Annotated in this window: 11 protein-coding genes and 1 pseudogene; all 12 read right to left on the reverse strand. The window is 41.5% G+C overall.

Features of this window, described 5'->3' with window-relative positions:
* Positions 1-63 precede the first annotated feature (63 nt).
* Positions 64-285: an accessory Sec system protein Asp5 gene (gene asp5 / locus HMPREF2780_RS08295; protein WP_045773909.1), complete on the reverse strand. Its 222-nt coding sequence runs from the start codon at positions 283-285 to the stop codon at positions 64-66.
* Between the two features lies 1 nt (position 286).
* The gene (gene asp4 / locus HMPREF2780_RS08300; protein ID WP_002897858.1) at positions 287-469 is read right to left on the reverse strand and encodes an accessory Sec system protein Asp4; all 183 of its coding nucleotides are present in this window, start codon (positions 467-469) and stop codon (positions 287-289) included.
* The gene (gtfB, locus tag HMPREF2780_RS08305; RefSeq protein ID WP_105026484.1) at positions 462-1814 is read right to left on the reverse strand and encodes an accessory Sec system glycosylation chaperone GtfB; all 1353 of its coding nucleotides are present in this window, start codon (positions 1812-1814) and stop codon (positions 462-464) included. The genes asp4 and gtfB overlap by 8 nt, the downstream gene beginning before the upstream one ends.
* Positions 1798-3318 (reverse strand): accessory Sec system glycosyltransferase GtfA, encoded by a 1521-nt coding sequence (gtfA, locus tag HMPREF2780_RS08310; RefSeq protein ID WP_048774708.1) that lies wholly within the window; start codon positions 3316-3318, stop codon positions 1798-1800. Before gtfA ends, gtfB begins: the two co-directional genes overlap by 17 nt.
* A 12-nt stretch (positions 3319-3330) precedes the next feature.
* On the reverse strand, positions 3331-5712 hold the full coding sequence (gene secA2 / locus HMPREF2780_RS08315; RefSeq protein ID WP_105026485.1) for an accessory Sec system translocase SecA2: 2382 nt from the start codon (positions 5710-5712) through the stop codon (positions 3331-3333).
* The gene (gene asp3, locus HMPREF2780_RS08320; RefSeq protein WP_045634946.1) at positions 5705-6184 is read right to left on the reverse strand and encodes an accessory Sec system protein Asp3; all 480 of its coding nucleotides are present in this window, start codon (positions 6182-6184) and stop codon (positions 5705-5707) included. The genes secA2 and asp3 overlap by 8 nt, the downstream gene beginning before the upstream one ends.
* Entirely contained in the window at positions 6181-7710 is a 1530-nt protein-coding gene (gene asp2 / locus HMPREF2780_RS08325; protein ID WP_105026486.1) for an accessory Sec system protein Asp2, read from the reverse strand. Before asp2 ends, asp3 begins: the two co-directional genes overlap by 4 nt.
* Positions 7700-9280 carry an accessory Sec system protein Asp1 gene (asp1, locus tag HMPREF2780_RS08330; protein ID WP_105026487.1) on the reverse strand — a complete coding sequence of 527 codons (1581 nt, stop codon included), beginning with the start codon at positions 9278-9280 and terminating at the stop codon, positions 7700-7702. Before asp1 ends, asp2 begins: the two co-directional genes overlap by 11 nt.
* Positions 9281-9288: 8 nt before the next feature.
* Positions 9289-10512: an accessory Sec system protein translocase subunit SecY2 gene (gene secY2, locus HMPREF2780_RS08335; RefSeq protein ID WP_105026488.1), complete on the reverse strand. Its 1224-nt coding sequence runs from the start codon at positions 10510-10512 to the stop codon at positions 9289-9291.
* 31 nt (positions 10513-10543) lie between these two features.
* Positions 10544-11548, reverse strand: a complete 1005-nt coding sequence (locus tag HMPREF2780_RS08340; protein ID WP_045634950.1) for a sugar transferase — start codon at positions 11546-11548, stop codon at positions 10544-10546.
* Positions 11549-11564: 16 nt separating this feature from the next.
* Positions 11565-13571, reverse strand: a pseudogene (locus HMPREF2780_RS08345) (SP_1767 family glycosyltransferase); the annotation flags it as partial.
* Positions 13572-13952: 381 nt separating this feature from the next.
* Positions 13953-14497, reverse strand: a 545-nt coding sequence (locus HMPREF2780_RS08350) for an LPXTG cell wall anchor domain-containing protein (RefSeq protein WP_158672306.1), incomplete at its 5' end; no start/stop codon positions are given.

Raw genomic sequence — 14497 nt, forward strand, 5'->3', positions numbered from 1 at the left:
TAAATTAATTGTCTAACTTTTTGGGGTCAGTACAGTCTAAGGGTCTCTTTTTGATCTAAAAAGTTAGGCTGTTTGAATCATATAGAAAATGAGGGTTAAAAAGAGAAGAATACTAACAATCAAAAGAATAACTTTTTTAAAAAAATTTGTCTCCCAATAACCTGACTTACCAATTGTTGAACGAGTTTCGCTGAAAAACTGTTGGTTTTCTCTAGGCAAAGAAATAACCAATGTAATTAAAATAAGAGCAAGTAAGATAGTCAGAATAAGTAATAATTTTTGCATTTTATTTCCTCAAGGCTCCAATCAATGTAAAAATCAAGCCAATCAAGATCATCAAGCCCAAGGCGATGACAAAGGCCTTGTTGAGATTTTCACCCAAGCTGGCCTTCTCTTTCTTGGGCTTGCCATGCTTGAGCTCATCTAACCGCCCCTCAATATCCTTATGAAATAAATCTTTTTTAGCCATGCTGACCTCCTAATAAGCTTTGGAGAGTCTCCTGATAAAGACTGACTGGCACATCGTTGGCATGTCGACCTTGAGCTTGCAAGGCTGACCGCATCTGCTCAACACCAGATAAGGCTTCTTCCAGAGTTGACGCCAGCTGACCAGGCTGGCTGCTGTCAAAAATATGCTCTCGGGCAATGTAGTGTCTGTCATGCAGGGTCTGCTCAAAACCTAGGATCAAGAGATTATTCTCAAAAGCCTTGCGCACTGCCTGCAGGACCTGACCGCCGTGATTAATATCCAGATAAATGTCCGATTCCAAGTAGAGCTGCTCAATCTGCTTGAGACTGGCATTTTGATAAAGGACAACATTCTTATAGGACAGCATAGACAAGAGCTTAGGCGACATTTCCGTAAGGGCTGCAATACGAAAGACTAGCTGCGGCAAGGACTGAACCAAGGTGTCTAAGCCCTCAATCTGATCCGAATGGGTCAGGATTAAAGCATCTTTTCGTAGGTAGTTGTCCCGCTTGAAGTCATAATGATAGCCCAGATGCAGGAACTTCTGCTGCTGGTCAGCTGCAGCCAGACTCATGGCCTTTTCATAAGTCGCCAAGTCTGGAATGACAATGGTCTGCGTCCGCAGCTGACTATTGTCCAGAATCAGCTGCATATTGCCCGGAAGCTCATCATACAGAGGCTCCTGCCAAAATAGAATATCCTGCCCAGCTCGGCCTGTCAAGCTGTGGGAAACTAGGAAAGAATGAGCCAGCGAATTAAAGAGAATGTGATTCAAGTCAAAGTCTAGCCGCTCTAAAAAGAAACGGATAAAATCCACTCGGCTTTTAAAAATCCTCAAGGGCTCTTGGTCCAGGGTCAGGATGATGTCACCAGTGGCATGATTTTCCACGATACGCTCCTGACCATCTGTGCTGTAGTAGGTTGTGTTGAAAGCCTCCTGACCTGATTTATAGGCTGTTTTGGCAAAGCAACGGCCTTGCTTATTATAGCGCTCACTCAGTCGGAGCTGGCCTTTTTTATCCAGCCAATCCACCTGTTTGACCAAGCGACCCTTGGCCAGACTGGCATAGTGTATCCGTGCTCTTTCTTCTCCCATGTCACTGACACGCGCCGCCTGATGGTCGCCTGTGATTTCCCAGAAAGGGGGCACTGGCACTTGATTGAAAAAGAGCGGGTGATCTACTCCCTCTTCATCCCCCAGAAAGTAAGAATAGGGGGAGATCATGTCATCTGGCAGAAAGCCATTGGCCTCAATGACAATGGTCGGACAGGCATAGCCAGCTGCAAGGAGGGAATCATGCAGATCCTGAGTTTCCTGATTGTAATAATCAAAGAGCTGAATCATCTCTGACCTCCTTTAAAAGCTGGGACCAAGCCGCTTCAACCCGGCTGGTCAAATAATTCTCGGCCACTTGATAAGAGTGTTGGCTCATCTCCTGCTGGCGTCCTTGGCTAAAGAGAGCTACTATTTTCTCCACAAAAGCAGCAATAATCTGGTCCTCGACCTGATTGTAACTGACCGGCAGCAGATAACCATTTTTATCATCATCGATAAAAGTCTGATTGCCATAGCGGACATCAAATCCAATAAGGGGCAGACCTGATCCAACTGCTTCCATCAGAGTCAAACCAAAGCCTTCGCTGGTTGAAGCTGTCAGATAAAGCTCATAGCCTGAATAAATCTGACTCAAATCTGCATGCCCTTTGAGCCGAATATAGTCCTGAGCTCCTGCTTCCTCAATCCTGCGGCGCAGCTTCTCCTCTTCGCCCCCCTTACCGTAAATGTCAAGAGTCAGCTCAGGCAGCTGGACATGGGCTTGGACAGTCGCTGCCACTAGCCAATCAATATGCTTTTCTGTAGCAAGACGCGAAGCCGTAATCATAGAAAAAGGTTTGCGAGGCTCTTTGGGATAAGTCAACTGGTCAAGACTCCCCACCGGTATGGTAACAATCTTGGGCTGCTTGTCAGAGTAATGCTGGAACTGCTGTTCTAGAATCCTTTTCTGAGCTTCTGTTGCCACGATGAAAAAGTCTACCTTGTCTGCATTGGTAAACTGGTAGTCATAGAAATTGTTCCAGAGAATGTAGTCGTCGCTGCTGGCATTTTCACTAAAATGCTCCGCATGGACCACTACTCCCAGCTTAGCCTTCTGGCTCTCCTCAAAGACAACCTGACCAATCCCTGTCTCCCTATCCAAGATAACCACGTCATCTGCCTGCAACTGCAAACACTGGAGAAAATAACGAACCAGCTCAGCCTTGGAATAGAAAATCCGATCTGGAAAGCGATAGAGCTTTTCCTGACCATCCTCTATCAGCATGTCATAAGCCACACTGCTGTCTTCATGGTAGAAACGGCGCTGGTAGAGGGTTGCGGCGTCATTATGGGGCGCGAAGTATTCACTTGCATAGCGGACATAGGAGAAATAATCCTTGCGAATCAATCTCCCCCGCGAGACATACTCCACATGCTCCACAAAGTCCTGGTCTTCCTGTCTCAGATAGCAAGTGATAAACTGATCATCCTGCGGATAGAAATAACGGACAATCTTGCCCTCTTTCTCTGAGCGCTCTGGCTGACCTGCAACTTGAGCCAGTACCTGATCTAGCGTCACAGTCGTCGGTGCAATCTTGATATCAGTAAAATAGTTATAAAGCCAGATAATCTCCTCATCCAGAAAACCAATATTTTCCGTCAAATGCTGAATATTATCCGCTAAAATCATATCCATAAAGATAAACTTAGCCGGCTGCTGTATTCTTCTTAAAATCTGAGCTCGATAAGCTTGGGCATATTCTACACCACTACTTGCCCAGCCGATGCCTAAGTTGATGTTATATACTGTCATATTTTCCTCATCCTATGGGAAGTACATTACGACCTCTCCTTTGGGGTTGAGTGCCAATTCACTCATTAAAAGATTCTTAACAATTTGGTGTTTCATACGTTCTTTCATGTATTCAAAACCATCATAAGCCTCTTGGTAATACTCAACTATAGGGTTTTTATTAGAAGTATGAAATCCACTCAAAGCACTTTTTAACTGTTGCAAATAGTCTACTTGTTCAACCCAGTTTTCATCAATCGCCTTAAGAATAGCTAAACTCTGGAATTGACTATAAAGCTTGTCCGACTTAAGATAGCTTTTCTTTGCCAATAATTCCTGCTCAGCAATGGCTTGAAGAAGATGAGAGACTTCTTTTGGTGAGTGAATATCAAACTCCTGGGGAATTCTTTCGGCTCGATTGCTAAAATGGTGCAGAATAAATCGATAAAAATCTGCCCTATTTTCAAAGATTTGTTCATAGGCAACTTGTTGAATGACATACTCAAGAACTCGATTGATTTCCTCTTCCATCTCATTTGTATCTTCAAGTAAGCGATTACGCTCCGCATAGGTCAGTTCTCGCTGAATCTTCATACTTTGTGCATACTCCAAAGTCAGGCGTCGTGATAATTTAGCATTGCTTTCACTGGCTTTTTGTGCTTTTGAAACAAGTCTTTTAAAACGTCTTTGCTTAAGCAAGATAGGGTTGTTCTCAAAATCTTCTGAAGAATAATCCCTATAAAAATTTTTTATCCAATCTGGACCCCATTTCTTAAGTAAATCATCTTCCAATGAAATGAAAAACTTACTGATCCCCGGATCACCTTGCCTGCCTGAACGGCCACGAATTTGTAGGTCAATTCTATGGTTTTCCATTCTTTCAGTTCCAATAACAACCAAGCCACCTAGATCAGCTACTCCTGGACCTAATTTAATATCTGTTCCTCGACCAGCCATGGATGTAGCTACAGTCACCGCACCAAGCTGGCCAGATTCAGCAATCATCTGTGCTTCTCGAGCCGCATTGTTAGCATTTAGCAAGTTGTGAGCAATTCCTTCTCTCAGTAAGAGAGAAGAATAGATTTCAGACATCTCAACAGAACCAGTGAATATCAAAAGAGGATTTCCTTTTGCATGATAATGCTTTACTTCATCCAGTGAAGCAAATACTTTTTCAGGCAAGGTTTGGTAAATCTGATCAGGATAATCTCTTCGAATGACAGGGCAATTTGTTGGAATCTTAACGACAGACATAGAATAAGTTTCTAGAAATTCACTTTCTACAACTTTTCCAGTCCCAGTCATACCCGAGAGTTTTCGAAAGAGTTTAAAAAGATTCTGATAAGTTATGGAGGCCATGGCACGTGTTTCCTGAGTTAGTTTAACATGTTCCTTGGCTTCGATCGCCTGATGCTGCCCTCCTTGAAGACGAGTTAATTCCATAAGGCGACCGGTTGCACGGTCTAAAAGCACTACTTCTGCTTCATTTTCACTTTGTCGTACCACATAGTCTTGGTCTTTTTTATAAACCATATGAGCTCTCAAGGCTAGATTGAGATGTCGAACCAATTCCTGATTTTCTTTGGAAAAGAGATGGTTTAATCCTAAGAAAGACTCTGCTGCTCGAATTCCTTTCTGGGTCAGCCAAACTTCATTCTTCTCATCATCATAGCAATAATCCTCATCTTCATAGAGAGTTTGGACTAAAGTGTCCATCATGTCATAGAAATTTGACTGGACACGCGGAGCGCCAGATATAATCAAAGGAGTTTGCGCACTGTCTAAAAGAATAGAGTCAATCTCATCTATGATGACGTAGTTAAATTCTCTTAGAAATTGATTCTTTTTATTCTCGGCTAAATTTTCAATCAAGTAGTCAAATCCTAAAGCGCTATTGGTTGTATATAGGATATCTGCCTGGTAGATCCTACGTTTCTCCTTGGTCTCCAAAGGCTTGGATTCATCCGCTCTCACGGCTGTCTCAATTGTCAGGCCTAAAAAACGGTAGACAGGTCCCATTTCTTCCGCATCTCGCAAAGCCAGATAGGAATTAGGAGTGACCAACATAGCTCCTTGACCAGACAAGGCATTTAGATAAAGTGGCATAGTCGCTGTCAAAGTTTTACCTTCACCTGTCGCCATTTCAGCAATATTTCCCTCGTGGAGGACAATTGCTCCCATGACTTGGACATCGTAAGGGAACAATCCTAAAATCCTTTTATCCGCTTCTCGAACAACAGCATAGGCTTCTGGCAAAAGTTGATCCAAATTTTCCCCATCAGCTAATCTCTTCTTGAATTCGACAGTTTTTTTCTGTAGGTCTAAATCTGACAGACTTGACATCTCTTTTTCAAAACTCTTAATTTTAGCTAGAATTTTCTTTAAGCGCCGAATATGAAAAAAATTTTTAACCATTTGACTCCTCTAAAATTTCTTCAATTCTTAAGTAACGAAACTCAAAAGACTCAACACCCGCACTAAGAAGCTGTACTTTATAGCTGTAAGCTTCTTTAGGGTAAGTAAAAGTCATTTTATTCGAACGCTCTACATGATTGCTAACCTCTCTATTATAACGATCGAAAAAAATAAGTTTTAAAAAAACACTTTCGGAAGGGTAGGAAGTCATATCTCTAGTCAAAGAATAAGATCTTCCCCTTTTTAGCAAAGGAAGGGAAGGAATCTGTCTATCTCCTTGATAGTTCCAACTGGAGGACCATTCATGAATCGTTTGACCAGAAGCCATTAATTTGTTTTCAAAATAGACCTGGTCAGGAGAATGAAATATGATGGTTGAACCATACAAGTAGGTGAAATCTTTTCTAGTTTTTGAGATAGACGCACCTCTCAATTCTCCCCAGTAAATTTCCTTATGTTTTTGAATCTTCATTTCTTTCTTCCAAATTCTTTTTCCAGTATGATGCGATGATAATTCATAAACCAATTGATCACCATAGTAGAATCGTCATTATGGCGACCTGAAATCCCATTGCTCATTAACTGGGTTTCAGTTGGATAGAGGTATTGTACTAAATCTTCGTAAGCTGTTGGATCATAGTCTTCTTCCTTCATGTAGGCCAGGCCAAAAATAGTGTGGCTTAAATCCGCCCTTTTAATTTTTTCCCAATAACGATTATCTAGCTCCATAACATTTTCTAGGTCTTTTCCTCCTGTATGATGATGAAGTATATCAAGAGCCATCGGAAAAACTTCTGGTAACTGAAGACGGCCTCGTTTAGCAATCGTTCCAAGATTAGCAAGTGGTTTACATAAAATAATTGCTCTAGGGCTAAAATCTGCCCCGTAATAAGCGGCGCCATAGGTTCCCATGGATATACCGGATAGGATTAATTCTCGTTCAGAAAAACCTAGTAATTCCATATGTTCTTGGATTATGCGTCTAATACCTTCTTCTAATTCATCGCTACCTAGATAAAAGACACCACCATCTAATCGCTGATCAGAAATCAAAAGAAAAGGGCAACCTAGACCTCTCATCATACCAAATCCTTCGAAGCCTTCTGCTCTACGATAGCCAGAAAAATAAACAACCAAAGGTGGCTTAAAATCTCCAGGATAAAAGAAATAATTGATTTCCTGCCGATGGATATCCTTTAAAATTTCACCTCCCAAAACAAACTTACCAAATTCATAGCGAGTCAAACGTTGGTGGAAGGCACCAATTTTTAAAGTACCAAAGCCTCTGGCTTCTAAAGTGATTCCTAAAAAGGAAGTGAAATCATTATCTAAAACAATGGCTTCCTGCATATCAGTTTCCGAAAAAACTGATTCTCTAACAAGATCACCAGCCGAACCTTCCTGAATATTATATATTCTTAAGCGAAGTTCGCAGCTAAAGTCTTTTTCGTATTCAAGCCAAATTTCTACAGGATTTTTCTTGCTTGCTACAATATTATACTTCCAAGACACAATTGGCCTAAAGTCTGATCCAAAATTTCCTTCCAATTCCAAATTTTCATAGCCATTGTGACAAATCCTGCCCTTAAAACCTGGACTAACGACCATATCAAGAGGTGTCATCTTATCTCCATATTGGCCACGAAAAAGTGCCTTAGAAAGTTTTCTCAGTAAATTTGGTCTATCACTTAGATCTACCTGTTGAGCGCAATATCGTTTAAGGAAAAAGGCGATCGGCTCTTGTATGGCTTGCTGCTTTTTACTGAAAAAAATAGTATAAGGAATAATACTTGATTCAATCAAAAATAAATCTGGAATCAAGTCTAAATCATCTACAATAATGGCACTGAAATGGTTGATTTTCTCCATTTCCATAACTTTTTTGATAGCCAGCTGAGAGTGAGGAAAGAAATAGTACCAATCCATATTATCCGGGATTACCACTTCCTTGCTCCAATCGATGGAACCAATCTGTAAGATCTTCAGCTTATTTTTCATCTATAGCCTCCTTGAGCCACTTCTCCCACCGCTTAATCACTTGATGTCCAGTATTCAGTTTGATCTTTTCGATTGAATAAATCAAGGCCTGATTCCAATTTTTTAGCCCCTGCAAATAATAATCTGCAGCAACTGCAAGTTGAGAGATAGAGTCAAGAATATAGCCATTTTGTAAATGAGTCACATAGTCAGAAGCAACCAGATTGATCTGTGGAATACCAGCTGAGATACCGGCAATTTGTGTATAAAGATTAGGTTGCTGGCTTAAATCAATAATAAGACGAGTATCATCCAACTCTTGAATCAGGCTAAGCTCATCTGTAATGTTCCTAATCCTAAATCGGTATTCCAACTCTTGGTTTTCTGGCAAAGGGTTTTCTGCTTGGTTATTTTTAAAAGATTTTTTTATAAAATCTTTTAAATCCAAGTAATCAGAAATGAGTTCCTCTACTTTATTCTCCACCTGTTTAATACCCTCTTGCCATGCATTGTATACACCGATAACCAGTTCCGTGTCTGGATGCTGGGCTACATAAAACAGAACCTTAAAAATAGCATAGTCATTCAAAAGCTCACTAAGATCAATTTGATAAAAAATCTTTGACTCATGACGTTGTTGACTCTTTCCTAGCTGCAAACGTGTATCAAATGGAGACAAGTAATGAATCTTCTCTGCCTGAAGAGGAAAATGATTCTGAAGAGTCTCTTTGAAATCCATTCGATCTGTCAATACCAAGTCCACGTACTCCAAATCAGCTTTAAAATTCTCTATATTGCTTGCTTGATTACGTTCGTGAAAAAAACTGAGAATACTATGAGAATGTTGAGGTAACAGATCTAGCACTCCTTGATTAGCAAAAGGTTGTGCAGCGACTACAAATCGGCTGTCTTCTTCAACATTATGAGAAATATAATATCCCAGCTTCTCAAGAATCAAATCTGGCATGCATTCATACTCCAGCTTATCAAAGTCTTGAGAAAAGACTGGATTGACTACTACATGACTACTCTCAGTCTTTAGGTATTCTCGAATACGCCAAACACCATTTAGATTTAAATAGTCCCGGTATACTTCCTGACCATCTTCATAGTAGACAATACTGGAGATAAAGCCTCTATCATCAAAAATTTTAAGCTTTTCAAGCTGGTCATCCTTGAAAAATTTAATAAAACTGATAAAGCCTTCTACTCCAAACTCGACATGAGCATAAAGCTGTCCTTGCCTGCGTACGATAATCAAAAATGGAGTATAAATAAATTCACAATCATCTTCCCATTCAAGATCTTTGATTTGTAAAACCTGCATATAATTAGATTCTACAGCCTGGATCTCATCAAAAACTGAATAGTATTCCGTCTCAAAGATATCTTGGCGATGTAAAAAATAACGAGCATGTGGCATATAGGCTTGTAAGAGGAGTTTGACTGGCAGATCCTCACTTTGAAAAATCCGAATCTGATGAATAGTGTCATCAAACTCAAGTCTCTGCATAGAGCGGTACCAGGGAATAATATCTCGATGCCAAACCCTCTTTCCACTTCCACTCCATGAAGGAATAAAATAATACATAGTTCCTCCTAGAATAATGAATGATAACGGTCATTAAGTGTTAAAGTATCTACCTCATCCTTAATAGAAAAGACCATGCCAATAAAAATCATAAACATACCAGGAATCATACCAAGCCTCATATAGCGAATATCCAAGAGGATCAGAAGCATTGGAAGACCAGCCACCAAAACTAGGTAAAGCGCTCCGACAAAGGCAAAATAACCTACGATTTTGTGAATATAACGACGGGTTGCTTCACCAGGATACAAATTTTCTATATATTCCCCACTCCTTTGCATCCGCTCTGCAATTTGATCACTGTTAACATTAATAAAAGCAAAAGCCCAAGCCAGAATAAAAATAGTCAGCAGATAGAGAATCAACCAAGGTATTCCACCCATCGCTAACCTTAGAATCCATTCTTTCACCAGCCTATTATTTGGTTGAAAAAACAGAAGGAGCATGAGGAAATACTGGGGAATACTGACCAAAGTCATGGCATACATAATAGGAAGACCCCCAGCAGCATTCACTCGAATATCTAGGTAGGAATATTTTTTAAAACGATTATGGATATTTATCTTATTGATAGGTATTCTATACTTGGCTCTTTCAACTAGAACAGCAAGATATAGAAAACAAAGACTCAAAAGCCCTACTACAGCTAAAATAAGAGGAGAAATTTTGAGTTCTTGGATCGAAAGCCATATGTCCTGCGGAATATAGGAGATCATACTGACCATGACAATCATAATGGAACCTCCAAGCCCCATTGATGAATTAAGGTCAGTCAGCCAAATAAGAAAATATGTTCCCGCTATTAAGATCAAGGTATCCAGGAAGACAATCGTTCCTTGTCCAACTCCTGCCACTGTCTTCAAAGGCAAATTAAGAACTAAACCTAAGGATTGAATCAGAGCAATAGCTAGAGTCAACAACATCCTTCTCTTTTCTTGACTCTCCATAGAAAGTTTATTAAGTCCCAATCGTTTCGAAACAGTGAACATTTGCCAGATGAGGATAGACGACATCCAAGGGGCCAGTCCAATCGAAAAAAAAGACATACTCCTTAAATTTCCACCCATCAAAGCAGCTGCATAATTTAGTGTTACTGAATCTCCATTTAGTTTAGCTATACTCGAGACATCAACAAATGGAAGAGTCAACTTACTTCCCAAAACATAGATAAATACGAAAAGTAAGGTCCAAAGAAACTTTTTGAGAATAAGCGGTTTAAAAAATGACTTCACTCTGACTCCTTATGATGATGGCTTGAGAATTTTAGGACAAGACTTCCATCACCGCATCAATTAATACTTTTTTACTGAAATAGCCTTCCTTAAGCAAGAAAGAGAACTTTCTAACCCGCTCGACCATATCCTGATACTCCTCGACAGTCAGATTTTCAACGATCCGACTGGCCTCTTCCAAACTGTCTACGACAAAGCCCAGACCACGCTCGCGAATCAGCTCTGCATTGGACAGGTAAGAAGGGACGATGACCGGAATCCCAGCTGCCAGATAGGTGGCAGACTTATGAGAGATATTGAGACCATAGTATTCCGGCTCGTCTGCTGGATTATCCTCAACACCCCATACAAGGCCTAGACCGCCCTTGGACAGCTCCAAGAGCAGCTCTGGCCTGCTAACCCAGCCACAATAGCTGACATTGGCCTCTGGATTTGACTCTTCCTCAGGCGAAAAAATCTCTAGTGGCGTAGCATAAGACCAATTGATCAGATGTGGAAAACGCTCCACACTTCCTGCGAAATAGAGCTTAGGCGCAAACTGAGGCTGATGCAGAGGCAGATCATAGGGATGATCCCACATGCGCTGGATCAAAATCTTGTTCACAGTCAGCCCCTCTGCCAGAAGCTTGTCCCGCATCTGCTCAGAAGGAACGATGACCGCATCTGACTGATTGTACATATCGATATACTCCGGCATCAGATAGTAGTTTGACGGGAACATAAGTGGTGGCACATCATGGATAAAAGTAATCAGCTTGGCCTGCAAAATCTTGAGCTTGCTGATAAAGGCCTGGTCAAACTCCCGACCATTCCAAGTGGGCGACTGATAGATAACCACATCGCCATAGCCAACACTAGCCATGATACCGTCCAGACGCCGACTGAGCTCCGACTGGCTGTCGCTGTAAATATCGTAAAAATAAAAACTCAGTTCATTGAAGCCCAGTTGCTTGGCTAGCTTGGTCACATCATTCTGGGCAATCAAGGCCGTACTCTGGCCAGACATACCGTATAGATTGGTAATATTAACTTTCATATTCTTTTTCTAATCTTCATTCCTGAGCCAGATTGGCAACAATCTGACTGTCATAAGCTTGGTCGTCTCTATACTCAATATCCTGATCGAAATTGTGCTCAGCTGTATGCTTGTGCGATAGCTTGATCTTGTGACTAGCTCCCATCTGGAACCACTCATACTCTGAGTCAATATGCCCAATATCCAGCGCCCGATAACCTTCCTGCACCAGATCATAGACCAAGACCTTAGCCGTCGGACCTAGCATAGTCAAAATCAGACGATTATCGGCATGCTCTCGAACAGCCTGCTTGATGGCCTCCAGCTTGCTGTAGGCATTGCGCGAAGGACAGATAATCCGCTTGATGGACCTAGCTCCATCAAAGAGGTCATTGCCCACACCAGACCGGGAAGTCAAGCCCTCTACGATCAAGAGGTCCTTGTCCTGCCATAGCTGCTTGAGCTTTGCAAAATAGCCCGCAGACGGTGTTTTATCTTCCAAGTCGATATAAGGACGGGAAATAAAAGTCGACCCATACCAAGGTGCCCGGCAAATTTCTAGATAATCTGCCAAATGGTGCTGCAGATGAGCTTTCCAAAAATTCTGGGCATCAATGGAATAGCGCTCTAGCCCTGTAAATACATCAGACAGACAAATCATCAAACGCTCATTGCTTTCCATAGCCATCATCTCTCTCAAACGCGCTGACAGCTCAGGGTCGTACTCCTGATAAGGTATACCACGACCTGCAATCAAATCCATCTCCCCATCTCCAAAACGAACCACTGAAGCACCTTTCTCCAAGAGATAATCCAGCGACTGGTCGATAGAGAGTACAGAAATCTGCCGCTCCTCAGGCTCGGCCATGCCTAGCTTCTCAATAGCCTGAACCATGATTTCAGGATTATCAGCTGGAAAGACTTCCTGCCCCTGCTGGCCATGGGCTGTGCTGTCAAAGGCAAAGACTGGCTTACCAGCAGACTTAAAGCGAGCAATGATACCACCCACCTCATCGCCGGCATTGATATCCAGCAGCAGCTGAGACTTGGCTTCCAGCGACTCCAAGAGAGCCGGAATGCCCGCAATATCTGAACTGACGCTGACATTAGGATACTGGAGCAGACGCGTGATTGGCTCTGCCACCACTACTGGAGCCGCAATGTAGAAATGACAGGCAGGCAGGGCTTGAATCAAATAGTTGATATGCAACAGATCACAAGAGTAGGTGTAGACTAGGCAGGACAGACTAGAGTCATCTTCCCCCTCCACCATCTTTTGAGTCAGGGCTCCAACTGGCTCCTGTATATCCGACCAATCCAGTCCCTGATAGAACCACCAGACCTCACGATAGATAGACTGGGTGTACTCTTTCCAAGGCTTGCGTTCGGTCAGATAGTGAATTACAGGCGGATAGAGCCCTTTTTCTGGCTCATAGTCCGAAAAGGTCGTGTGCAGCGTAATGCAGTTATAAGGAAAAGGCAGCTCCAGCCAGCGATTTTCAAAGAACATATTGAGAATACTTTGGTCATCCTGAGTAACTTTATCATGTAAGTTATCAGTCATCTCAATCAATTGACCTGCAATATCGTTTTCTCTCCAGTAGTTCACATTAATTAGTAAAACACCTGAATTAAAAATCTGCTCGCCAAAATATACTTCTCCACCCAGATCTCTTACCGCTCCAAGCGGATGGGAGCCTAAATCAACTGCAAAAATTTCCGATAAATCACGTGTTACTACAATATCGCAGTCCAAATAAAGAGCTTGTTCTTCCTCAACAAAATCCGCTACAAAATAGCGCAGGAAAACTGTATAACTAATATCCGTTTTAAAATTTGACACCAGCGAAGCATCCACCCGAGCATTGACGATCGGGCAGTCCAGCTTGGCCAGCTTTTTTTGCATGCTGACAAACCACTCTGTTGGAAAATCATTGTTGATGACATAAAACTTTATAAAGCGATTGTGGCAGACGATGGACTTAATGGTGGTTAAAACTTGATTACAATCAGAAAAGCTGGCACAAATAACAACTGCTCGGTATTCATCATAGTTAGCCATACTTTTATTCTCTAACTTATCCACTTAGCAAACTTACTCCCTATACGATTACACCCTAATTAAATCTGAATCTCGAAAATTATTTGTAACTCTTTCACAACTGTAAAATCAAGAAATCATAGAGTTTTTTAGCAAAAATAGAAAGAGTTTTTAAATCTAGATTTTACTATATTTTTATGTCCATAATTACTTGCGATTTTCTTGATAATTACTTATCCAATTTTTAGTTGAATACATCAAGTACAAATACATCAAGCTATACTAGATATTATATAAAATATTGCTAGAAAAAGCTAGAATATCAAGGATTTTGATAACAAAATCAAAACAGGAAGTTCAAAAACTTCCTGCTTTAATTAATGTTTAATCCTCTGACTCATTTTTCTTCCTTTTCTTAAACGCCAATCCCAAAGCTCCTAACCCTAAAGCCAAAATGGATGCTTTGTTTTCAGATTCACCTGTTCGAGGAAGTTGTCCTTTAGAAATCCTATCATGCATTGATTGACTTGCTGAAGAAGATTGACTCTCAGACAGGCTCTGGCTAAGCGATTGTGAAGCAGACAAACTTTCAGAAAGACTTAGTGAATACAATTCGCTTTCATATATATCATTTAGCTGGCTGTGTAGCACAGATGTACTAATACTCAATGATAGTGACTCACTAACAGACATTGATTCGCTAACACTTACTGATGCATTCGTCGATACAGACTCACTAGCAGATACAGACGCACTCGTCGATGCTGATTCGCTTGCAGAAACAGATGCACTCGTTGAGGCGGACTCACTCGCACTTACAGACGCACTCGTGGATGCGGATTCGCTCGCACTTACCGAAGCGCTCGTTGACGCGGACTCACTCGCACTTACTGAAGCACTCGTGGAGGCCGATTCGCTCGCACTTACTG

Source organism: Streptococcus sp. HMSC062B01 (assembly GCF_001811085.1).
Lineage (GTDB): Bacteria > Bacillota > Bacilli > Lactobacillales > Streptococcaceae > Streptococcus > Streptococcus gordonii.